The 21,211-nt window shown below is 42.4% G+C and carries 21 protein-coding genes; 15 read left to right on the forward strand and 6 right to left on the reverse strand.

All coding sequences use genetic code 11. The features are described 5' to 3' along the window. Window positions 1-118: 118 nt before the first annotated feature. The gene (locus tag ACP7BU_RS13715) at window positions 119-1,273 is read right to left on the reverse strand and encodes a methionine aminotransferase (protein ID WP_425880126.1); all 1,155 of its coding nucleotides are present in this window, start codon (window positions 1,271-1,273) and stop codon (window positions 119-121) included. A gap of 246 nt (window positions 1,274-1,519) precedes the next feature. On the opposite strand from ACP7BU_RS13715, the gene ACP7BU_RS13720 reads away from it, so the two are divergent. Genes ACP7BU_RS13720 through ACP7BU_RS13730 form a run of 3 tightly spaced genes read left to right on the forward strand, consistent with a single transcriptional unit; the run spans window position 1,520 to window position 6,524 of the window. Then, complete coding sequence (locus ACP7BU_RS13720; protein WP_425880125.1) at window positions 1,520-4,381, forward strand: type VI secretion system Vgr family protein; 2,862 nt, start codon at window positions 1,520-1,522, stop codon at window positions 4,379-4,381. After that, window positions 4,378-6,135, forward strand: coding sequence for a glycoside hydrolase family 19 protein (locus ACP7BU_RS13725; protein WP_311204140.1), 1,758 nt, complete (start codon window positions 4,378-4,380; stop codon window positions 6,133-6,135). The genes ACP7BU_RS13720 and ACP7BU_RS13725 overlap by 4 nt, the downstream gene beginning before the upstream one ends. Continuing rightward, the gene (locus ACP7BU_RS13730) at window positions 6,132-6,524 is read left to right on the forward strand and encodes a hypothetical protein (protein ID WP_180181000.1); all 393 of its coding nucleotides are present in this window, start codon (window positions 6,132-6,134) and stop codon (window positions 6,522-6,524) included. Before ACP7BU_RS13725 ends, ACP7BU_RS13730 begins: the two co-directional genes overlap by 4 nt. Before the next feature lie 75 nt (window positions 6,525-6,599). Here the strand turns inward: ACP7BU_RS13730 and ACP7BU_RS13735 are convergent, their stop codons facing one another. Beyond that, window positions 6,600-7,514 (reverse strand): Dyp-type peroxidase, encoded by a 915-nt coding sequence (locus ACP7BU_RS13735; RefSeq protein WP_005105126.1) that lies wholly within the window; start codon window positions 7,512-7,514, stop codon window positions 6,600-6,602. Between the two features lie 160 nt (window positions 7,515-7,674). On the opposite strand from ACP7BU_RS13735, the gene ACP7BU_RS13740 reads away from it, so the two are divergent. Next, the gene (locus tag ACP7BU_RS13740) at window positions 7,675-8,295 is read left to right on the forward strand and encodes a LysE family transporter (protein ID WP_425880124.1); all 621 of its coding nucleotides are present in this window, start codon (window positions 7,675-7,677) and stop codon (window positions 8,293-8,295) included. Between the two features lie 74 nt (window positions 8,296-8,369). On the opposite strand, the gene znuB is transcribed toward ACP7BU_RS13740, so the two are convergent. From znuB to ACP7BU_RS13755, 3 genes are read right to left on the reverse strand one after another with little or no spacing between them, the layout of a single operon-like run. Next, on the reverse strand, window positions 8,370-9,170 hold the full coding sequence (znuB, locus tag ACP7BU_RS13745; protein ID WP_138743288.1) for a zinc ABC transporter permease subunit ZnuB: 801 nt from the start codon (window positions 9,168-9,170) through the stop codon (window positions 8,370-8,372). A 3-nt stretch (window positions 9,171-9,173) separates the two neighbouring features. After that, complete coding sequence (gene znuC, locus ACP7BU_RS13750) at window positions 9,174-9,965, reverse strand: zinc ABC transporter ATP-binding protein ZnuC (RefSeq protein ID WP_171065008.1); 792 nt, start codon at window positions 9,963-9,965, stop codon at window positions 9,174-9,176. After that, window positions 9,938-10,435 (reverse strand): transcriptional repressor, encoded by a 498-nt coding sequence (locus ACP7BU_RS13755; RefSeq protein ID WP_085064895.1) that lies wholly within the window; start codon window positions 10,433-10,435, stop codon window positions 9,938-9,940. The genes znuC and ACP7BU_RS13755 overlap by 28 nt, the downstream gene beginning before the upstream one ends. Before the next feature lie 146 nt (window positions 10,436-10,581). Between ACP7BU_RS13755 and ACP7BU_RS13760 the strand changes: the two genes are divergently transcribed. The 10 genes from ACP7BU_RS13760 to ACP7BU_RS13805 all read left to right on the forward strand — a co-directional run bounded on the left by ACP7BU_RS13760 (window position 10,582) and on the right by ACP7BU_RS13805 (window position 18,778). Continuing rightward, the gene (locus ACP7BU_RS13760) at window positions 10,582-11,418 is read left to right on the forward strand and encodes a metal ABC transporter solute-binding protein, Zn/Mn family (RefSeq protein ID WP_005105131.1); all 837 of its coding nucleotides are present in this window, start codon (window positions 10,582-10,584) and stop codon (window positions 11,416-11,418) included. Between the two features lie 174 nt (window positions 11,419-11,592). After that, window positions 11,593-11,985 (forward strand): ATP synthase subunit I, encoded by a 393-nt coding sequence (locus ACP7BU_RS13765; protein ID WP_004280982.1) that lies wholly within the window; start codon window positions 11,593-11,595, stop codon window positions 11,983-11,985. 110 nt (window positions 11,986-12,095) lie between these two features. Beyond that, window positions 12,096-12,971, forward strand: a complete 876-nt coding sequence (atpB, locus tag ACP7BU_RS13770) for a F0F1 ATP synthase subunit A (RefSeq protein WP_004644859.1) — start codon at window positions 12,096-12,098, stop codon at window positions 12,969-12,971. An 85-nt stretch (window positions 12,972-13,056) separates the two neighbouring features. Continuing rightward, on the forward strand, window positions 13,057-13,302 hold the full coding sequence (gene atpE / locus ACP7BU_RS13775; protein WP_000424060.1) for a F0F1 ATP synthase subunit C: 246 nt from the start codon (window positions 13,057-13,059) through the stop codon (window positions 13,300-13,302). A gap of 39 nt (window positions 13,303-13,341) precedes the next feature. Then, window positions 13,342-13,812, forward strand: a complete 471-nt coding sequence (locus ACP7BU_RS13780) for a F0F1 ATP synthase subunit B (RefSeq protein ID WP_004280990.1) — start codon at window positions 13,342-13,344, stop codon at window positions 13,810-13,812. A gap of 12 nt (window positions 13,813-13,824) precedes the next feature. Continuing rightward, a complete protein-coding gene (locus ACP7BU_RS13785; protein ID WP_004280992.1) occupies window positions 13,825-14,361 on the forward strand; it encodes a F0F1 ATP synthase subunit delta in 537 nt (178 codons plus the stop codon). 45 nt (window positions 14,362-14,406) lie between these two features. Then, a complete protein-coding gene (atpA, locus tag ACP7BU_RS13790; protein ID WP_004644861.1) occupies window positions 14,407-15,951 on the forward strand; it encodes a F0F1 ATP synthase subunit alpha in 1,545 nt (514 codons plus the stop codon). A gap of 89 nt (window positions 15,952-16,040) precedes the next feature. Next, window positions 16,041-16,910, forward strand: a complete 870-nt coding sequence (gene atpG / locus ACP7BU_RS13795) for a F0F1 ATP synthase subunit gamma (RefSeq protein WP_004644862.1) — start codon at window positions 16,041-16,043, stop codon at window positions 16,908-16,910. A 26-nt stretch (window positions 16,911-16,936) separates the two neighbouring features. Then, window positions 16,937-18,331 carry a F0F1 ATP synthase subunit beta gene (atpD, locus tag ACP7BU_RS13800; protein WP_004644863.1) on the forward strand — a complete coding sequence of 465 codons (1,395 nt, stop codon included), beginning with the start codon at window positions 16,937-16,939 and terminating at the stop codon, window positions 18,329-18,331. A gap of 27 nt (window positions 18,332-18,358) precedes the next feature. Next, window positions 18,359-18,778 (forward strand): F0F1 ATP synthase subunit epsilon, encoded by a 420-nt coding sequence (locus ACP7BU_RS13805; protein ID WP_004732608.1) that lies wholly within the window; start codon window positions 18,359-18,361, stop codon window positions 18,776-18,778. Window positions 18,779-18,829: 51 nt separating this feature from the next. Here ACP7BU_RS13805 and ACP7BU_RS13810 read toward each other — a convergent pair whose 3' ends face one another. Next, window positions 18,830-19,468: a hypothetical protein gene (locus ACP7BU_RS13810; RefSeq protein WP_138743286.1), complete on the reverse strand. Its 639-nt coding sequence runs from the start codon at window positions 19,466-19,468 to the stop codon at window positions 18,830-18,832. Between the two features lie 363 nt (window positions 19,469-19,831). Between ACP7BU_RS13810 and ACP7BU_RS13815 the strand changes: the two genes are divergently transcribed. Next, window positions 19,832-21,208 carry an NAD-dependent succinate-semialdehyde dehydrogenase gene (locus ACP7BU_RS13815; RefSeq protein WP_425880123.1) on the forward strand — a complete coding sequence of 459 codons (1,377 nt, stop codon included), beginning with the start codon at window positions 19,832-19,834 and terminating at the stop codon, window positions 21,206-21,208. Window positions 21,209-21,211 lie beyond the last annotated feature (3 nt).

The following is a 21,211-nucleotide window of genomic DNA, read 5'->3' on the forward strand; positions in this document are numbered from 1 at the left end:
GTGATTGAATTATCATCTATTTGTTGATGCAGCTATTATTCGGCAGAATGTAAAAAAAAGCCTTAGCTTTTAAGTAACTAAGGCATTTATTTTATGAGATTTTTAGTTAAAAAATGAGTTAAATCTTTGAAAGAATTTGACCTGCCTGGATCAAGGTTTGTTCTTTTTTTGCAAAGCAGAACCTGAGCAGACGTAAATCTGCAGGGGGGTGTTGGTAGAACGCGGAGACTGGAATCGCGACAATCCCATGTTGTTCTGCCAGAAAATGGCACATGGAAAAATCATCGAGCTCAGGCCGAATCTCTGAATAATCTAAGTTCTGAAAATAAGTCCCTTGAGAAGGTGTCCATTTAAAGCGTGATGTTTTAATGGATGAGTTAAATAAATCCCGTTTATTTTGATAAAAAGAGGACAGTTCAGGTATATGCTCAGGATGCAGTTGCATATATTCCGCCAAGGCAACCTGAACGGGTGTCACACCGCAGAAGCTGGCAAACTGATAAATCTGTCTGAACATTTTCATCAGTGCCGGTGCAGCAATACAAAATCCGGTTTTCCAGCCAGTGACATGGAAGGTTTTACCAAAAGAGCCAATTACGAAGCTACGCTCGCGAAGTTCTGGAAATGACCAGGCCGAATAGTGCTGAACGCCGTCAAAAACCAGATGTTCATAGACTTCATCGGACAGCACCACAATATTGCGCTCGCGAATCAGTTCGATCAGTTGCTGCCAGTCTGCCTTGGACCAGACACTCCCACTCGGATTATGTGGAGTATTCACGATAATCATGCGGGTACGGTCATTAATGGCATCTTTGGCCTGATTCCAGTCCACAGAAAAATCAGGATGCTGCAAAGCAATATGCACTGGCTTTGCCCCGACCAGTTGTACCGCAGGTCCATAACTGTCATAGCTCGGGTCGAAAATAATCACTTCTTCCCCGGCACGCACCGTGGCTTGAATGGCACAAAAAATCGCAATTGTCGCCCCAGGGGTAATCGTGATTTCCTCGACAGGATCAATAATCAGTTGATCACGCTGCTGATAGAGATCTGCCACCAGACTTCGCAAGACTGGCAGACCATCTCCCGGTGCGTACTGGTTAAATCCATTCTGGCTGGCCCGGTTTAAAGCTTCAATCAAGGCAGGAGGCGCTGCAAAGTCCGGAAATCCTTGAGAAAGATTCAAGGCTCCGAGTTTTTGTGCCAAGGCCGACATGGTACTAAAAATGGTCACGCCCAAATCAGGTAATTTAGAAGGGAGTTTCAGCATGTCTTTGGCCTTGAAGAATGAGATCTGAATGAGTGTAACAGCAAGTTCCGTATAGGATAATCAGAAAAATAGGGAATATTGGGCAATATTTTTAATTAAGATGTACCACATGCGATTTAAGATTTTTAATTGAAGAGTCATAAATTAAAGGCCTAATTATGTGAAATGCATCGTGAACTGGACGAAATGGATAACTTTTCCTAAAATTTGCCGCACAATAATAAAGCTTAAAATTATAACTATAAAATGCCAAAACCTATCCATATGCTGCTGGAGCAGCTCGGGCTTAAGCGCCAGCATCGTGCGCTACATTTACAGTTTTCACATCCTCCTTTAAATCATCAGGTTTTGATTCAGCGGATTGAGGGTCAGCATCAGATCAATCAAGGTCTGCAGGCTGAACTGATCTGTCTTTCCACTCATGCTCATATTGCCTTGAAACAGTTTATCGGCTGTCGGGTGGCCATTGATCAGGTCACAGACCGGGGTGAACTTTTCCGGACTACGGGCATTATTACTGCAGCCAGCCAAGGACAGAATGATGGAGCTTTGACCCTGTATAAACTGACGCTGAATGACGCGACTGCACTCTGGCAGAAGCGCCGTAACAGTCGGGTTTTTATGAACAAGACGGTGCGCGAGATCAGTGAAATCCTGTTCAGTGAATGGCAAAACAGAAGTGCATTATTCGCGGTCAGTCTCAGCCTGGATTTGACAGGACTCAGCCGGGACTATGATGTCCGGCCTTTTGTGATGCAATCTAATGAATCGGATTATGATTTTCTGACCCGTTTATGGCGTAGCGAAGGAATTAACTGGCTGATCGATGAAAAGCAATTAACTGTGCCTGTATCAGCCAGCGAGATTCAAGCTCAGTTTTTAAAACTGGTAGATCATTCCCAATATTTTTCAGCTTTAAAACGCCGTTCCATCCGGTTTCATCGCAGTCATGCCACCGAACAGCTGGACACATTGACCAGTCTGATTGCGGTACGTCAGCTCAATCCGAATAGTACCCAAACCCAGCGCTGGCATGCCCAGCAACTTGCTCAAGATCAAAGCCAGCCTTTATTCAGTAATCATCAGCAAAGTGATATTCACGCAAATGCCACTCTTCAGCTTGAAGATGCGTGGAACATCAGTCCGGCCTGGACCGGCGACTTAAATCATGAGGATCAGGTGACAGCATCTGGTATAGCCCAACTGGATCGACTCAATCAGCAGCTCAGTGACTATCATGCTTTGCAGTCTAAATATTTTAAAGCCAGTAGCAGCGTACGAGATGCTCAGGTTGGATACTGGTTTGAACTGCAACAGCATCCTGAAATTGATCAGCATCCTGCCCATCAACGTGAATTTCTGATTTTAGCTAAGCGGTTTTATAACCAGAACAATTTACCCAAAGATATCTTATCTCAGCTGGACAGTTTGCTTGAGAAGAGCGGCTGGCAGATGACACAGGAGGAACGACAGGCCAATGAACTACAGATGGTGCGCCGTGAAATCCCGGTTGTTCCTGAGTACCACCCCTTCATTCATCGGCCTGCTGCATATCCGCAACGGGCTCGAGTGGTCGGACCTGAAGGTGAAACGATTCATGTCGATGCATGGGGGCGGGTGAAAGTTCGTTTTCTATTTACCCGGAGTGAGGATCATCAGCATGATGGCGGTGCAGGCAGCAATGACAATGATAGTGATTCTGCCTGGGTGGATGTTTTGACCCCTTGGGCGGGTGAGGGCTATGGCATCAGGTTGCATCCGCGAATTGGCGAAATTGTAGTGATTGACTTCTTTGAAGGTGATATCGACCGGCCCTTTGTGGTGGGACGGATTCATGAAGCAGAACGGCATCCGACCATGTTTGATGCAAAAGGAGAACTTCCTGCGACCAAAAAACTCAGTGGCATCCGTTCTCAGGAGGTCGATGGTGAGGGCTTTAACCAGTTGCGTTTTGATGATACGACTGGACAGATCAGTGTACAGCTGCAAAGTAGTCATGCAGCCAGCCAGCTCAATCTGGGAAATCTAAGCCACCCCAAAGAAAGTGAAAGCAGCGAAGGTCGGGGAGAAGGTTTTGAGTTAAGAACGGATCATTGGGGTGCCATACGTGCAGGGAAAGGCTTGCTGATTTCCACTTATGGGCAAGAGTCAGCCGCAGGCAATCACCTGGATGCTGACTCAGCCAAAGAACAGCTTGAATCGAATCTCAATCATAGTAAAGCCTTGAGTGATATTGCAGAAAAACAGCAGGCTGATCCATTGGAATTTTTTGATAGTTTAAAACAGTTTCTGAATCAGATTGAAGCTGAAGACCGGGGCAAAGCTACTGCATTTAAACAGGCGGTGATGCTGTTAACCGCACCCCAATCGATTGCACTGAGCACAAAGGAAAATATTCATTTATCCGCTGATCAGCAAATCAATCAGAGTGCCGGGGACAATATTCATTTTTCCACACAGAAATCTTTAGTTGCTCATGCACAGGACCGGATCAGTTTGTTCGCTGCTCAAGAAGGCGTAAGTGTCTATGCAGCTCAAGGCAAAATTGAAATACAAGCCCAAGATGATGCAATTGAAGCGATTGCCCGCAAGGTAATCAAGCTTATTTCGACTGAAGACAAGATCGAAATCACCAGTCCGAAGGAGATCGTACTGACCGCTGGAGGGTCTCAAATTAAGATCAATGGTGGTGGAGTAATGGTCACAACTGGTGGGAAATTTGAGTGTAAGGCCGGGCAGCATCTGTTTACGAAAGGTCAAAATATTATTGAACAAAAAATAAATCTTCCAAAAATGAAAACATTATTCAGTAATAAAATTAACTATCAGTGGACTAACCAGTCTGCAGGAGAAAAAGAAATTTTTATTCTAAATAAGTTGGATGGGAACTTAATTAAAACTAAGAAGTCTGTATTAAATGAAAATAATCAATTAAGTACTTTAAGATTCTATACCTCTCAACCCACAGATTTCGTGGCTTTAGGATTTAATTCTTTACAAACTCATCTCATTCAAGACTTAGATAATGAAAGTATTGATGAACTATTGTATGAGATAGAAGAAAGGGATTTAGAGGATGATGTATATACTGAAGAGGATGTCGAATGATGAGCAATTTAGTTACCATAACATCAAAAATTTATGATGCTTCAGGAAAATATGTCATTAATTTAAAAGTTAAATCACGCTATAAAGGTTCATCGAGAGAAAATACAAATAAAACAGATAAAGATGGTTTATTTATATTTCAGGGTTCACCAAATCGAACTGTGGAAATTTTAGCTAAGCCACCTAATGTGGAAGATTATATCGTTATTAAAACGATTGATTCTTCAATCATTTCTTCTAGAAAGAATCCTGTAAAAGTATCCTTGCCTAAAAGTATAGAGGAGTATCATAAAGAAAAAGTGATGCCTACTACAAAAGGTATAGTTACGACTTTATTTAAAATAATAGACTGCAATGAGAAAATATTAACGAGTTTCCCGGTAAAATCTCGCCCTAAAGGAAAACAAAGTTCATTTGAACGTCATACCAATGAGCAGGGCATTGTAGAGGTGGTATCTTCACCTAATCGAGATATTGAAATTCTAGTTTTGACTTCAAATGATGAGTTTGCTCTAAAAGGTGCTGTTAACTCTGAGCATGGCTCTCAAATACCACAAATAATTAAATTAGACGAACCCTGCGAAAACTTTAAAAGTGAATCAAATATCCAACTTCTAGATAGAGAAGGAAATAGTTATATCGTTGAAAATACAAAGATCGAGATACTTTATCTAGGAAATAAGATAACCAAAATTTCAAATACCTCTGATGGTAAATTTTCATTTCCAAGCATGATTGGAGAAAAAATACAGATCACGGTATTTAAACCTGATGGTAATCCCTTGGAACCGAAAACTCATGTGGTAAAAAGAATTAAAGAAGATGCCATAAAAATGAAATTAGATGTGGACTTAACGGTAGGTCGAACTGTACTAAATAAGCCAAGAATAGAGAAAAATTTAAAAATAAGTAAATGTGTCTGTAATAGGGATATTTCAGCAGAAGAATTTAAAAAAATAACAACTAGTGCCACAGCTATAAGCTTTCTTAATGATTTAAATGAACAATTTAAAAAACTTAATATGATTAATTGTCTTGAAAAGGCTCATTTTATAGCACACACATTACATGAAACTGCAAGTTATTCTTTGCTAGAAGAAGGATTAGGTGGTAAATCTGAAAGTGAAGTTTATGATGGCTATAAAGGACGTGGCTTAATGCAATTAACCTATAAAAATAATTATGAGCTTTATGGGTTAGCAGTGAATGAAAACTTTTTAGGAAATAATAAACATAGAATTGCTAAAGAAAAAAAACATGCTGTAGGTTCTGCAGTATGGTATTGGCATCATTCTAAAGCTGGCAATTTGAGTCCTCATGCCATTAATAATGATTTAATAGCAACTTGTGCTTTAATTAATGGCGGATATAACGGATTTGATGATAGAGAGAAATACTATAAAAGAGCTGTAATCGCTCTTAATATAAAAACCTGTTTAAATTTAGATAAGAAAATAGTTGATAATCTTGATAATTATACGAAATTTGAAAATAGTTATATTTATTTTAATAAAATTGGTGAATGCTTTGGATGGGGTTTATGGAGTGATCCTGCTGGTTACAAAAAAGGAAAATTAAAAAACTCTAATGAGTCAAAAAAAGGATACTCAAGATTTCTAGAAATGTGTAAAGACAAAGATTATCCTTTTGGTTATAAACAAGATAAGAAAGGGAACAAAGTTGGCAGAAAGAGGTATGGTTATAGTGCGAATTCTGCAATAACATTAGCTAAAAAGAGGTTAAAAGAATTATGAAAAAAATTATACTTATTTTTTTTGCTCTAGTGGTATGTACAAGCGCACAATCAAATGATGAATATTATTGTCTGATAAGTGAAAAGAAATCTATTTTGTTAGTTTCTAGTAAGTATCCTGATATTAATTTTGTAAAATATTATCCCTATTTGAAAAATATTAAAATATCAAGACCTATAAAAGAAAAAAATGTCGATATGGGTGATAATGCTAAGCCTGAAGTCTATAGAACAATGAATGAAATCATTAATGGAGAAATTACTGGGTATTATACTTTTATGTCACAAGGTTATCTTTTATATGATGTCGAATATAAAAATTTAAGAACCAAGAAGACTACTATTTTTAATAAAAGTAACATACATATAGATAATATAAGTTGCTTATAACTCTTTAAATTCTATTTTAATCTTAGTTAAAAAGCATAAATCGAAATAAGATTTATGCTTAATTTTAAAGTGAATTTACAAAACCTCTTCCAGTAACTCCTCACTCGGTGCAAAGTAATAGGCACCATCCAGAGGTGTTACAAAATGCAGCAGGCGGTCATGAATTCCATCACCAGATGTACCGAACATACGTTCTAACATAGCATCAATAATTTTCAGGTCTTTGGTGTAGGCAATAAAGAATAGACCCTGGTCGCCACGTCCGTCACCATATGGCAAGGAGTGACGCAGGATTTCCATTTCTTCACCTTCTTCATCTTCAACTACAGTACGTGCCACGTGCGCATTTTCAGGTTTGACTTCATCATCCAATTCAATGGATTCAAGCTTGGTGCGACCCATAACCTGTTCCTGAGTATCAACTTTTAGCTTTTTCCATTTTTCCAGGTTATGCGCGTAACGCTGGGCAAAAATAAATGAACCATCTTGGAAAATACCTGAATCTTCACCTAATAATGCGACTTCAGCACGATCATCCGGGAATTGCGGATTTTCAGTCCCATCAATAAAGCCAGTAATGTCACGACCATCAAAATATCGGAAGCATACCCGCTCATCCAGTACCTGAACCTGGGCCTGAATACCTTCAAAAAAAGCCTGACTGAGCGCAAAACAGATATCAGCACGGGCACTGGCAATATGAATCAGTACATCTGCTGGAACCACGGGCATTTCGAATGAACCCTGAATAGGTGCAAGCTGTTTAAATCCTGCAGGAGCTTGATCATAAAGTTTTGCCCACAGTTCAGGACCAAAAGCCACTGCCGTTTTAATTTGTGCTTGAGGATGTTGCGTAATAAGACGATCACGCGAAGTAAAAAGATGTTCGAGTTGTTCTTTTAATTGTTCAATACTCAAATCTTTAAGACGTAAAACAATAAAACGGGCATGATCTGAAGGAAGTGGCAAGATTACCGATTGGGCTGTCATTCATGGCTCCTGTAAGGATAGATCCTGTTTTTAATGTACATATTGTGCCTGAAGCTAGACAGAGTGAATAGTGCAATGCCTTATATTTAAGCAGGTTTTTAGCCTGATTTTATTAGAAAATTCATATAATATTGGGCAAGTTTTGCTGAGTTAAATATCCATGTCCTATCAAATGTGGTTTGCCTATATGCTGGCCTGCTGGGTGATTAGTGTGTCTCCGGGCGCTGGTGCAATTGCATCGATGTCGAGCGGATTGAATTATGGTTTTCGGCATGGTTACTGGAATGCGCTGGGTCTGCAACTGGCGTTATTGGTGCAGATTGCAGTGGTTGCGGCAGGCGTGGGAGTTTTGTTTGCGACAACCCCGTGGGCATTTTTAGTGGTGAAATGGTTTGGTGTCGGCTATTTATTGTATTTGGCTATTTTGCAGTGGAAAGCACCTGCACAATCTATCGAAATTAAACATGAATTGGCGCGAAAATCGAGAGGGAAACTGGTATTGCATGGTTTCTTGGTTAATATCAGTAATCCTAAAGCCATCGTATTTTTACTGGCCGTCTTGCCGCAATTTCTGGATTTGTCCAAGCCTCAATGGATTCAGTATTTGATTATGGCTGCGACAATGGTGACGATTGATCTGATTGTGATGGCGGGTTATACCGGATTGGCTGCTAAAGTTTTAAGGCTACTAAAATCACCGAAACAACAAAAAGTCATGAACCGGACTTTTGCCGGTTTATTTGCAGGCGCTGCATTTTTATTGAGTTTGGTGCATCAATAAAGAGTGTTTGCTCTCTCCTTAAAGGAGAGAGGCGGAATAGATCATTAGAAAATCATCATGATTTAAAAGAAAGATTAAGCCAGCTTTTTAAACTTTTGCACACAGAAGATCAGTGCAAACAGCACTGCCATGGTCAGGACAATGGTTAAACCAGTCGAAGTATTGAGACCGGCACTCGACCACAGACCCACGGTCACCCCAATTTGCGCAATCACAAATGCCCAGATCACCATTTGTTTTGGTGAATGTGCAAGTAATCGTGCAGTCAGGGCAGGGATCACCAGTAATGCCCCCATCAAGAGTGAACCGACTGCTTTCAGGGCAAGCACGGTAAACAATGCCAATAACAACATAAAGATCAGGCGTTGCCATTTGGCATTTACACCTTCACTGACCGCCATGTCCGGATCAATTGCGATTTGAATCTGCGCTTGCCAGCTTTTATAGAGAACGGCTAAGGCCAGAATAATCACGATAGCAAAGGTGGGTAAGTCCGCCCAAGAAATCGTCAGTAGATCACCAAATAGATAGCTGAGAAGTTCCGGTCTTAAACTCGGTAAATGCTGAATGAACAATAATCCCGAGCAAAGCAGTGTTGCTGAACATAAGGCCAGCAAGGCATCATTCGGCAGGCGTGGGTCATGCAGTACCCACAAAATCCCGACCAATAATAAGGCAATAAAAGTGACTCCCATCCACAGCGGTAAACTTAAAGCTCCAGCAATGGCAACACCGAGTAAAGTACCGTGTGCCATGGTATCGGCAAAAAATGACATACGCCGCCAGAGCATGAGACAGCCCAGCGGTGCAGTCAGAAATACCAATAGCGTTCCCATGATCCATGCAGGTAAAAGGAGTTGTAACCAATCCATCATGGTTTAAGCTTCCGGCTCGGGGTGAATATGAGGACGCGAATCATGCTGACAGGGTGTGGCAGAATCACCATGCGCACAATGATCATGATGATGCTGGTAGAATACCCGGTTAGTGCCAAAAATTGCCTGATATTCGGGATGTTGCTGCACACTTTCCGGCAGCCCGCTACAACAGATATGCTTATTCAAGCAGACCACACGAGTCGTACCTTGCATCACCCATTGCAAGTCATGTGAAACCATCAGTACGGCACAGCCATATTTTTCCGGCAAGTTACGCACATATTCATACAGTTCAGCTTCGGACTGGATGTCTAGACCCTGCATCGGTTCGTCGAGAACTAAAATGTCCGGCTGGCGTAATAAGGCGCGGGCCAGTAGCACCCGCTGACGTTCACCGCCAGACAACTGCTGAACTTTAGAATCTTGCAGTTTACTAATACCAGTATCCCGGATAATTTCAGTTTTAATCTGGGACGGGCATTTTTCTAGTGCCAATAAATCTTTCACTCGTAGCGGCAAGCTATATGATGGATTAAATTTCTGTGGCACATAAGAGAATTTGAGTTTGCGCGCAGTTTTGATCTCACCCGATTGTGGTTTTAGTATGCCCAGCATGACTTTAATTAAGGTCGATTTACCAGCACCATTGGGACCAATCAGTGTGACAATTTCTTTCTCTTGTAATGAGAAATCAATGGCTTTTAGGATATCGCGCTCATCGATTTTGACCCAGATCTTGGAGAGCTGAATCAGGGGAGAGGCACTTAAGCTTTGTTGCGGCACTGCTGACAAATTCCTGAAATTTCGATAATGCTGTGATGTGCCGTGAAGTCGTCCGAGCTTGCCAGTGCATCGAGTTGATTGAGCAGGCCCTGAGCCGACGCTTCTTTCACGGCTTTACATTCGGTACAGATTAAAAAAGCAGCCTGATGACCTTCACGCGGATGGCAACAGGGAATATAGGCATTGATCGAGGTCAGGCGATGAATCAGCCCTTTGCTTAATAAAAAATCCAGAGTGCGATACACCGTTGGTGGGGCTGCAGGACGATCGCTGGCATTTTTCATTTGTGCCAGCAGATCATAGGCGCCCATCGGGCCATGCGCATTCAGAATGAGTTCCAGCACTTCTTTACGTAAAGGCGTAAGGCGTGCGCCGCTTGCTGCACAAAGACTTTCCGCTTCAGCAAGACGTTGTGCGACATTGGGATGGTCGTGCACGCCGTGCAATGCGTTGTGGTGTTCGTGCGAACAGGAACCCATAGTTCACCTCAAGTGCGAAACTGAAAATTAATAGATTTCAAATCTTAACATGAAGCGTTCTGAGTTTCGATTGGGCATAGGTATTTTTGTATTTTTGTTATATTATAACACTTCCTGATTTTATCGTTTTTAAGTGATTTCTACTCATGTTCCGTCTTCTTGCAATCAGTCTGCTCGCATTGTTCAGTACACTCAGTTGGTCACAAAGTCTGGTGGTGTCTACGCAGCCGATCCATCTGATTGCCAAGAAAATTACCCAAGGTGTGGAACAGCCGACTTTATTGCTGGCCAACCAAAGTGGACATGATGTGAGTCTGACTCCGGCGCATCGAAAAACTATTCAGAATGCAGGTCTGGTGATCTGGCTGGGTCAGGCGCATGAAGCACCCTTGGCGAAAGTGCTGAATGAAAGTAATAAAGGTATCGCACTTTTAGACTCCGGAATTTTGACTACCTTGCCGATGCGTAATCCGCGTGGCGAGGCCTTAAAAAATACGGTAGACACGCATGTCTGGCTCGATCCGAATAATGCGGTACGGATAGGTTTCTTTATTGCGGCGCTACGTTCGCAGCAACTGCCGGAGCATCGTGAACGCTACTGGAAAAATGCCCGTGACTTTGCACAAAACATGTTTGCTACGGCCCAGCGTTATAGTTCAAGCAACAAGGCCAAACCTTATTGGTCTTATCACGATGCCTACCAGTATCTTGAGCGCCCACTCAATTTAAAATTCATGGGGGCGCTGACCGATGATCCACATGTTTCGCCAACCGTAGCCCAAATCAAGTTTTTACAGGATCATCGTCCACAGCGCAAAATGTGTCTGCTGGCCGAAGGTCATGCCAGTGAAAACCAGTACCGCAAACTCAATCCGGTACTGTTCCAGCATGTCGATGAAAGCATGAGCGGGGCAAGGGACTTTGTGCAGGCTTGGCAGCAATTGGCTACAGAAACCCAGAAATGTGTACTAAATGCACGCTAATGGTTTAAAAAATAGACAGATTTTGATTAGTTTAACAGCAGTGGCCCGATTTAAAAAAACACGACTAAGGTCGGGAAAAGATTGCATGTTCAGGGGTGTAACTCTATAATGCCTGCGATTAAAAATAATCACCTGTTAAACTTGTCAAGCATGATTGCTGTGAGTGAATAAATAATGAGCCGAACTAGTCGCTTGATTGACCGACGATTAGCGAAAGCTTTGGTCCTCCTGCAAGCCTGTATGATCCCTGTTTCAGCCTTGATCGGCTGGGTCGTGAAAGACTCAACCGCAGCCTTGAGTGCAGCATTAGGTGCACTGGTATGTTGGCTCGCGACTTGTTATTTTTCGTGGCAATCGTTTCGAGCAGCAGGAGCCCGCGCGTCTAAACAAGTTCTTTCGAACATGTATAAAGGCTTGATGGGAAAGTTTGCCATTGTGATTGTTGGTTTCATTTTAATTTTAAGCAATGTTAAACCGTTGTCAGCGGTGGCGTTGTTTTGTGGTTTTATACTTGTTCAAGCCATGTCGTGGGTCGCTCCGTTTTGGGCGTCACGTCTACAAAAATGAGTATAAGCACAACAAGAAATTGAAAAGTTTTTCAGGAGCAGGCGAGATATCAAGCAGCACGCGATATTCGTTTGTTCTATTAGTTTTTTGACATTGACCAGGTGTGATTTATGGCTGCTGAAGAACATGCCCTTACTTCGACCGAGTATATCAAGCATCACTTGACCAACATGACCTATGGCAAAATGCCGGACGGTACGTGGAAATTGGCCGAGAGCGGTGCTGAAGCTCAACAGATGGGGTTCACTGCTATTCACTTGGATTCAATGGGTTGGTCTATCGGACTGGGTCTGATTTTCTGTTTGTTGTTCTGGTTGGTTGCGAAAGCGGCTAATGCTGGTGTTCCTACCAAGTTCCAGTCTGCAATTGAAATGATTATCGAGTTTGTAGATTCAAGTGTACGTGATACCTTCCACGGGAAGTCTCGATTAATTGCACCCTTAGCATTAACCATTTTCGTGTGGATTTTCCTCATGAACTTGATGGATTTGATCCCTGTTGACTTTATTCCTTATGTAGCTCAACACGCGATTGCTTCTATGCTGGGTGTAGACCCTCATCAGGTTTACTTTAAAATTGTTCCGACTACAGATCCAAACATTACCCTCGGTATGTCTATTTCTGTATTCTTCTTAATTATTTTCTATAGTATTCGTGAGAAAGGTGTTGGCGGCTTCGTTGGTGAGTTAGCACTGAACCCATTTAACCCAAGTAATCCAGTTGCTAAAGTGCTTTTAATTCCATTCAACTTATTGTTGGAATTGACTACTTTCTTGGCGCGACCAGTTTCATTGGCTCTACGACTGTTCGGTAACATGTATGCGGGTGAGTTAATCTTCATTCTTATCGCGTTATTACCGTTCTGGATCCAGTGGGCGTTGTCTGTGCCTTGGGCGATTTTCCACATTTTGATTATTACGCTACAAGCATTCATTTTCATGATGTTGACTATCGTGTACATGAGTATGGCAAGCGAAAAGCATTAATGGTATTGCCTAACTGTCAACGGATGGTTGGGCACACAATTTTTTAACTTAATTTGGTATAAAACCTAACCTCTGAGGAATTATCATGGAACTCACTTTAGGTCTAGTTGCAATTGCATCTGCTATCTTGATCGCTTTCGGTGCTTTAGGTACTGCGATTGGTTTTGGTCTTCTAGGCGGCCGTTTCCTTGAAGCTGTAGCTCGTCAACCAGAATTGGCTCCACAACTTCAAACTCGTATGTTCTTAATCGCGGGTCTTCTTGATGCTGTGCCTATGATCGGTGTTGGTATTGGCTTGTTCTTCATCTTCGCTAATCCATTTGTAGGTTAATCAGCTTAATTCCGAAATTCACTATTTGAGGAATTTGCAATGAATATCAACCTCACATTGTTTGGCCAAGCGATTGCGTTTGCGATTTTTGTCGCATTCTGCATGAAGTTTGTATGGCCACCACTAATCAATGCGATTAGTGAACGTCAGCGTAAAATCGCTGATGGCTTAAATGCTGCTGAAAAAGCGAAGGCTGACCTTGCAGATGCGCAAGCACAAGTGAAAGCTGAGTTAGACGCGGCAAAAGCACAAGCGGCTCAATTGATCGAACAAGCGAACCGTCGTGGTGCACAATTGATCGAAGAAGCGCGTACCCAAGCTGCGGCTGAAGGTGAGCGTATTCGTCAACAGGCTAAAGAAGCTGTTGATACTGAAATCAATGCTGCTCGCGAAGAATTGCGTCAACAAGTGGCTGCTCTTGCAGTAACTGGTGCTGAGAAAATTCTTAGCCAGCAAGTTGATGCAGAAGCTCACAATGCCATGCTGACTCAGCTGGCTGCTAAACTTTAAGAGAGGCGGATTATGGCTGAACTCTTGACGTTGGCACGCCCATACGCTAAAGCAGCATTTGCTTACGCTTCTGAGCAAAGTGCAACTGACTCTTGGTCAACAGCACTTGAATTGCTCAGTGCTGCGGTGCAAGACGAAGCATTTTCAGCTTATCTAAATCGCCCTGAGCTTACACCTGCTGAGCAGGTGGCTCTTTTTGCGAAAGTTTTAGGTGAAGACCAAACTGCAGCAGTGTCTAACTTCCTGACATTGCTTGCAGAGAATAACCGTTTGGTTCTTCTTCCTGAGATTGCAGCAGAATATGAGCAGCTTAAATCACAGAATAACAATACTGTGGATGTAGTGATTGAATCTGCATTCCCATTGACTTCTGTACAGGAACAATTACTTGCGCATGCATTAGAGAAAAAATTCGAAGCTGCCGTAAATGTTTCTGTAGAAGTTAACCCAGCGCTGATTGCTGGTGTAGTTATTCGTGCAGGCGACCAAGTGATAGATGATTCTGCGCTTAACAAGCTTGAAAAAATGCGTACTCGTCTTCTTGCTTAATTGCATTTAGAAGACTGAACTTTAAAAAGATTGAGGTATAGCGCAATGCAACAACTGAATCCATCCGAGATCAGTGCGCTCATTAAACAGCGTATCGGCGATCTGGACACCAGCGCAACCGCTAAGAACGAAGGAACCATTGTTATGGTTTCCGACGGTATTGTGCGTATTCACGGCTTAGCTGACGCTATGTACGGTGAAATGATCGAATTCGACGGCGGCCTTTACGGTATGGCACTGAACCTAGAACAGGATTCAGTGGGCGTCGTTGTTTTAGGTAACTACTTAAGCCTTCAAGAAGGTCAAAAAGCGCGTTGCACAGGTCGTGTATTAGAAGTTCCGGTTGGTCCAGAACTTTTAGGCCGTGTAGTAGATGCTTTGGGTAACCCGATTGATGGTAAAGGCCCTATTGATGCAAAATTAACTGATGCTGTTGAAAAAGTAGCACCAGGCGTAATTTGGCGTCAATCAGTGGATCAACCTGTACAAACTGGTTATAAATCAGTAGATACAATGATCCCTGTAGGCCGTGGTCAACGTGAGTTGATCATTGGTGACCGTCAAACTGGTAAAACAGCAATGGCGATCGACGCGATCATCGCTCAGAAAAACTCTGGCATTAAATGTGTATACGTAGCAATCGGTCAAAAACAATCGACTATCGCTAACGTGGTACGCAAGCTAGAAGAAACTGGCGCTATGGCGTATACAACTGTTGTAGCTGCAGCTGCAGCTGATCCAGCAGCAATGCTGTATCTAGCTCCGTATTCTGGCTGTACAATGGGCGAATACTTCCGTGACCGCGGTGAAGATGCGTTAATCATTTATGATGACTTGTCTAAGCAAGCTGTTGCTTACCGTCAAATTTCATTGCTTTTACGCCGTCCACCAGGTCGTGAAGCGTATCCAGGTGACGTGTTCTATCTACACTCGCGTCTACTTGAACGTGCTTCTCGTGTATCTGCTGACTACGTTGAGAAATTCACTAACGGTGAAGTTAAAGGCCAAACTGGTTCATTAACTGCATTGCCGATTATTGAAACTCAAGCGGGTGACGTATCTGCATTCGTACCAACCAACGTAATTTCGATTACTGATGGTCAGATCTTCCTTGAAACATCATTATTCAACGCAGGTATTCGTCCTGCTGTGAACGCGGGTATCTCTGTATCTCGTGTTGGTGGTTCAGCGCAAACTAAGATCATCAAGAAATTGTCTGGTGGTATCCGTACTGCTTTGGCGCAATACCGTGAATTGGCAGCATTTGCTCAGTTCGCTTCTGATCTTGACGAAGCAACTCGTAAGCAACTTGAACATGGTCAACGTGTAACTGAGTTAATGAAGCAAAAACAATATGCTCCATACTCAATTGCTGACCAAGCTGTTTCAATTTATGCATCTAACGAAGGCTACATGGCTGACGTAGACGTTAAGAAAATCGTAGACTTTGATGCTGCGTTAATTTCTTACTTCCGTTCAGAACATGCTGCGTTAATGCAACAAATCGATGCCTCTGGTGATTACAACAAAGACATCGAAGCTGCAATCAAAGCAGGTATTGAAAGCTTTAAAGCGACTCAAACTTACTAATTTCAACCTCTGTTGAATTTAGTGTCGGTTTGGTTCACGGAATCAACCTTCGGAAGCTCGCAAGGGCTTTCGAATACTAGGTTAAGCGTATGGCAAATTTAAAAGAAATTCGCGCCAAAGTAGCTAGTATCAAGAGCACGCAGAAGATTACTCGAGCGATGCAAATGGTAGCAGCTTCTAAGATGCGTCGTGCGCAAGAGCGCATGGCTCAAGGCCGTCCGTATGCCGAAAATATGCACCGTGTAATTGCTCATTTGGTCCAAGCGAATCCTGAATACAAACACCGTTATATGGTTGAACGCCCGGTTAAGCGCGTTGGCTATATCATTGTGTCTTCAGATCGTGGCCTTGCTGGTGGTTTGAACATTAACCTGTTCAAGAAAGTGGTTAAACACGTTCAACAGCAACAAGAGCAGTCAATTGAAGTTCAATTTGCTTTAATTGGTCAAAAAGCGGTTTCGTTTTTTAAAAACTACGGCGGTAAAGTGCTTGGTGCGACGACGCAAGTCGGCGATGCCCCAAGTCTTGAGCAGTTATCTGGTTCTGTACAGGTGATGTTGGATGCTTATGATAAAGGCGAGTTAGATCGTATTTATCTAGTGTCAAACGGCTTTGTCAATGCCATGACTCAAAATCAAAAAATCGAACAACTTGTTCCTTTGGCTGCTGCTGAAGAGGACAAGAATCTGAACCGTCAATACGGTTGGGATTACATCTACGAGCCTGAAGCTGAAGAGCTTTTAAATGGCTTGTTGGTTCGCTATATCGAGTCTGTGGTGTATCAAGGTGTGATTGAAAACATCGCATGTGAGCAGTCTGCACGTATGGTCGCTATGAAAGCAGCGACAGACAACGCAGGCGAGATCATTAAGAGCCTGCAACTTATTTATAACAAGCTGCGTCAAGCCGCGATTACTCAGGAAATTTCTGAGATCGTTGGTGGTGCCGCTGCCGTTTAACATTATTTTGAATTGAGGAGACAGCAATGAATAGCGGTCGTATCATTCAGATCATCGGCGCGGTTATCGACGTCGAGTTTGAACGCAACAGCGTTCCTAAGATCTATGACGCTCTCCAAGTAGATGGTACTGAAACTACTTTAGAAGTTCAGCAACAGCTTGGTGATGGCGTAGTTCGTACTATTGCAATGGGTTCTACTGAAGGCCTTAAGCGTGGTTTGAACGTAACTAACACTAACGCGCCGATTTCTGTACCAGTAGGTACAGCGACTCTAGGCCGTATCATGGACGTTCTTGGTCGCCCGATCGACGAAGCTGGTCCTGTTGCGACTGAAGCGCGTTTACCAATTCACCGTCAAGCGCCTTCTTATGCAGAACAAGCGGCTTCTACTGACCTTTTAGAAACTGGTATTAAAGTCATCGACTTACTTTGCCCGTTCGCGAAAGGTGGTAAAGTTGGTCTGTTCGGTGGTGCCGGTGTTGGTAAAACTGTAAACATGATGGAGTTGATCAACAACATCGCGAAAGCTCACTCAGGTTTATCTGTGTTTGCTGGTGTTGGTGAGCGTACTCGTGAAGGTAACGACTTCTATCACGAAATGAAAGATTCTAACGTTCTAGACAAAGTAGCAATGGTCTACGGTCAGATGAACGAGCCACCGGGTAACCGTTTACGCGTAGCGTTGACTGGTCTTACTATGGCTGAATATTTCCGTGACGAGAAAGACGAAAACGGTAAAGGCCGTGACGTACTATTGTTTGTAGATAACATTTATCGTTATACACTAGCGGGTACTGAAGTATCAGCACTTCTAGGTCGTATGCCATCTGCAGTAGGTTACCAGCCTACACTTGCAGAAGAGATGGGTGTTCTTCAAGAACGTATTACATCGACTAAGTCTGGTTCTATTACGTCAATCCAAGCGGTATACGTACCTGCCGATGACTTAACAGATCCATCGCCTGCTACAACGTTTGCTCACTTAGACGCAACTGTTGTATTGAGCCGTGACATCGCGTCGAGTGGTATTTACCCAGCGATCGATCCACTAGACTCAACTTCACGCCAGTTAGATCCGTTAGTTGTTGGTCAAGAGCATTATGAAATTGCACGTTCTGTACAGAACGTATTGCAACGTTATAAAGAGCTTAAAGACATCATCGCGATTCTTGGTATGGACGAGCTTGCTGAAGAAGATAAACTGGTTGTTTACCGTGCGCGTAAAATCCAGCGTTTCTTCTCTCAACCGTTCCACGTAGCTGAAGTATTTACTGGTGCTCCTGGTAAATTAGTATCTCTTAAAGAAACGATTCGTGGCTTTAAAGGTCTTCTAGCTGGTGAATACGATCACATCCCAGAACAAGCGTTCTACATGGTTGGTGGTATTGACGAAGTTATTGCTAAAGCCGAGAAACTTTAATTAGCTACTCTAATTTAGGAGATTCTCATGGCGACTATGCAATGTGATGTTGTAAGTGTTCAGGAGTCTTTGTACTCAGGCACTATAACTATGCTAATTGCAAAAGGTGCTGGCGGTGAGTTGGGTATTATGCCTGGCCATGCTCCGCTGGTAACTTTGCTCCAACCTGGCGCGATCCGCGTTATTTTGGAAAACGGTACAGAAGAGTTGATCTATGTATCTGGTGGTGTTCTAGAAGTTCAACCGCATGTTGTTACGGTTCTTGCAGATACTGCAGTCCGTGCAGAAAACTTAGATGAAGCAGCTATTGTTGAAGCGCGTAAACACGCTGAAGCATTGCTTGCGAATCAAAAGAGCGATTTGGACGCTGCTGCTGCTTTGGCTGCTCTTGCAGAAACTGCTGCACAGTTGGAAACGATCCGCAAAATCAAAAACCGCGCTCAATAAGAGACGGTTTGAGATTGAAAAAACCACCCGAAAGGGTGGTTTTTTTATAGTTCATAGGTTCTTATCATGTTTGTTTTTATATATGTGTTCATAAAAAAAGATTAAGTCTTTTTCTCTACCATAATTATTGCCAGAACCAAATGTAGCTACTACGTACAAAAAACCAAACTTTTCTAATTCAGATGCTGAAAAGTTACATTCATTATTCGTAAGGTAGTAATCCTTCTTGGATTTGTTCATTTCAAATGATAAGTAGGCTTTTTCTAACCCTTCTAATAAAAACGATGTAAATTGAGGAATAATATGAGCATATCTTAAAAAATTTTCACGATTTATTTCTTTCGCATCATATAAAAGAGCTAAACGAGCGAGCATTTTAGATTGATGGATTAAATAGACTTTATCTAAAGCATTGAGTAATTCACCACCTATTTCTAAGTTGTTTTGATTCTTGAAGATTTTTAGTAATGTTCCTGATGCTAACTTTTCACCTTCCTTTATAAATTCCAGGATATTTTTTAATTTTTGCTTTTCGTTATAGCTTCTGAAAACTTTATAAATCGCTAAACCTGAAGATGCTATTGGAAAAGCTTTTAAAATTTCTTGAAAAATAGTATCAGTCGTTTCTAAAACTGTATTATCAAAATAGTTTTCTGCTGTTTGAATGATATTAGATGGTATTTGACTCATTATGAATTTTCTTTTTTCTACTATATAGAATAATGTACTACACACCTGAAAATTTGAAATTTATATTTTTAGCATCACCTTAAAACAGCTGATTTAGATTATTTGTTTTAGCTTGGAATTTTTGCAAGTATCGATCTTGAGAGTGTTGGTTTTACATTTCCGATTCTTAAATAAATTTTAATTTGTACCACTCGATATAACTTTTACCCTTTCTCAGTAATGTTTTGAACCAATCTGTAAACCTGCACACGCCATAAAAAAATCAGTGATAAGTTAAATGATTCGAACAGATTTCGCTTGTTATAGCTTAATACGATAGAAGTTTAGAACAGGCAAAACTTATAATTGAAAAAAGGGAAAACCATGGCTTATCAATCTATTAATCCATTTACCAATCGAAAATTGAAAGACTACCCATCGCATAGCGATCAAGATATTCAACATGCACTCGATACTGCAGAAAAAATTCTAAAGTCAGAATGGTCACAGCAGGTCGATATCCGTATTGCAGTACTGCGTAAATTGGCTACCAACATGCGAGCGCAAAAAGCTGAACTGGCCAAGCTTATGACCCAGGATATGGGGAAACTGATCAAGCAGGGTGAAGGTGAAATCGAAACCTGCGCCAAAATTGCCGAATATTATGCTGATCATGCCAAAGAGTTTTTAGCGCCCGTGTCCTATGAAACGGAACTGGGTGAGGCCTGGGTTGAGCATCATCCACTGGGTATTATCATGGCGGTAGAACCGTGGAATTTCCCATTTTATCAACTGATGCGGGTATTTGCACCGAACTGTGCCATTGGTAATCCGGTTCTGGCAAAACATGCCGGCATTGTGCCGCAATGTGCTGAAGCTTTTGAGCAACTGGTCTTGGATGCAGGCGCACCCAAAGGTGTCTGGACCAATCTGTTTATCAGCAGTGATCAGGTCGCTGAAGTAATTGCAGACAAGCGTGTGCGTGGTGTGGCACTCACAGGTTCAGAAGGTGCGGGCAGTGCAGTCGCTGAACAGGCGGGCAAACATCTTAAAAAATCAACGCTGGAACTGGGCGGTAATGATGTATTTATCGTACTCGATGATGCAGATCTGGAACGCGCGATCAAGTTAGGCTGTCAGGCGCGTGTCAATAATGCCGGGCAGGTATGTACGGCGGCGAAGCGATTTATTCTGCATGAAAAAATTGCCGAACAATTCAAAGCCGGCATGCTGAACGCCTTTGAACAGTTAAAACTGGGTGATCCGCTTGATCCTGAAACCACTTTAGGGCCACTGTCTTCAAAAGATGCGCTGGAAAAACTGACCAAGCAGGTCGATAAGGCCGTAGCACAAGGTGCAACTGTGGTCATTGGCGGTAAGGCTGTAGAACATCAAGGCAATTTCTATACACCAACGATTCTGGAAAATATCACGCGTGAAAATGAAGCCTGGTATGAAGAATTCTTTGGCCCGGTGGCGCAAATCTATGTGGCCAAGGATGATGATGAAATTGTCGAAATTGCCAATGATTCCAATTATGGTCTGGGTGGCGTGATCCATGCTCAGGATATTGAGCGGGCGAAAAAGCTGGCGTCACGGGTAGAAACCGGCATGATCTGGATCAACTGGTTTACTGACACCACGCCCGAATTGCCATTTGGTGGAATCAAAAATTCCGGTTATGGACATGAACTGTCGATTGATGGTTTTAGAGAGTTTGTGCAGAAGAAACTAGTCGTTGTCAAAAGCCCGAAAGAATAATAT

Source organism: Acinetobacter sp. 40AMC3-4, assembly GCF_049898185.1.
Taxonomy (GTDB): Bacteria; Pseudomonadota; Gammaproteobacteria; order Pseudomonadales; family Moraxellaceae; genus Acinetobacter.

Coding starts and splice junctions, on each gene's coding strand:
- ACP7BU_RS13715 (WP_425880126.1), bottom strand. CDS start 1,273: ATGCTGAAACTCCCTTCTAAATTACCTGATTTGGGCGTGACCATTTTT.
- ACP7BU_RS13720 (WP_425880125.1), top strand. CDS start 1,520: ATGCCAAAACCTATCCATATGCTGCTGGAGCAGCTCGGGCTTAAGCGC.
- ACP7BU_RS13725 (WP_311204140.1), top strand. CDS start 4,378: ATGATGAGCAATTTAGTTACCATAACATCAAAAATTTATGATGCTTCA.
- ACP7BU_RS13730 (WP_180181000.1), top strand. CDS start 6,132: ATGAAAAAAATTATACTTATTTTTTTTGCTCTAGTGGTATGTACAAGC.
- ACP7BU_RS13735 (WP_005105126.1), bottom strand. CDS start 7,514: ATGACAGCCCAATCGGTAATCTTGCCACTTCCTTCAGATCATGCCCGT.
- ACP7BU_RS13740 (WP_425880124.1), top strand. CDS start 7,675: ATGTCCTATCAAATGTGGTTTGCCTATATGCTGGCCTGCTGGGTGATT.
- znuB (WP_138743288.1), bottom strand. CDS start 9,170: ATGATGGATTGGTTACAACTCCTTTTACCTGCATGGATCATGGGAACG.
- ACP7BU_RS13755 (WP_085064895.1), bottom strand. CDS start 10,435: ATGGGTTCCTGTTCGCACGAACACCACAACGCATTGCACGGCGTGCAC.
- ACP7BU_RS13760 (WP_005105131.1), top strand. CDS start 10,582: ATGTTCCGTCTTCTTGCAATCAGTCTGCTCGCATTGTTCAGTACACTC.
- ACP7BU_RS13765 (WP_004280982.1), top strand. CDS start 11,593: ATGAGCCGAACTAGTCGCTTGATTGACCGACGATTAGCGAAAGCTTTG.
- atpB (WP_004644859.1), top strand. CDS start 12,096: ATGGCTGCTGAAGAACATGCCCTTACTTCGACCGAGTATATCAAGCAT.
- atpE (WP_000424060.1), top strand. CDS start 13,057: ATGGAACTCACTTTAGGTCTAGTTGCAATTGCATCTGCTATCTTGATC.
- ACP7BU_RS13780 (WP_004280990.1), top strand. CDS start 13,342: ATGAATATCAACCTCACATTGTTTGGCCAAGCGATTGCGTTTGCGATT.
- ACP7BU_RS13785 (WP_004280992.1), top strand. CDS start 13,825: ATGGCTGAACTCTTGACGTTGGCACGCCCATACGCTAAAGCAGCATTT.
- atpA (WP_004644861.1), top strand. CDS start 14,407: ATGCAACAACTGAATCCATCCGAGATCAGTGCGCTCATTAAACAGCGT.
- atpG (WP_004644862.1), top strand. CDS start 16,041: ATGGCAAATTTAAAAGAAATTCGCGCCAAAGTAGCTAGTATCAAGAGC.
- atpD (WP_004644863.1), top strand. CDS start 16,937: ATGAATAGCGGTCGTATCATTCAGATCATCGGCGCGGTTATCGACGTC.
- ACP7BU_RS13805 (WP_004732608.1), top strand. CDS start 18,359: ATGGCGACTATGCAATGTGATGTTGTAAGTGTTCAGGAGTCTTTGTAC.
- ACP7BU_RS13810 (WP_138743286.1), bottom strand. CDS start 19,468: ATGAGTCAAATACCATCTAATATCATTCAAACAGCAGAAAACTATTTT.
- ACP7BU_RS13815 (WP_425880123.1), top strand. CDS start 19,832: ATGGCTTATCAATCTATTAATCCATTTACCAATCGAAAATTGAAAGAC.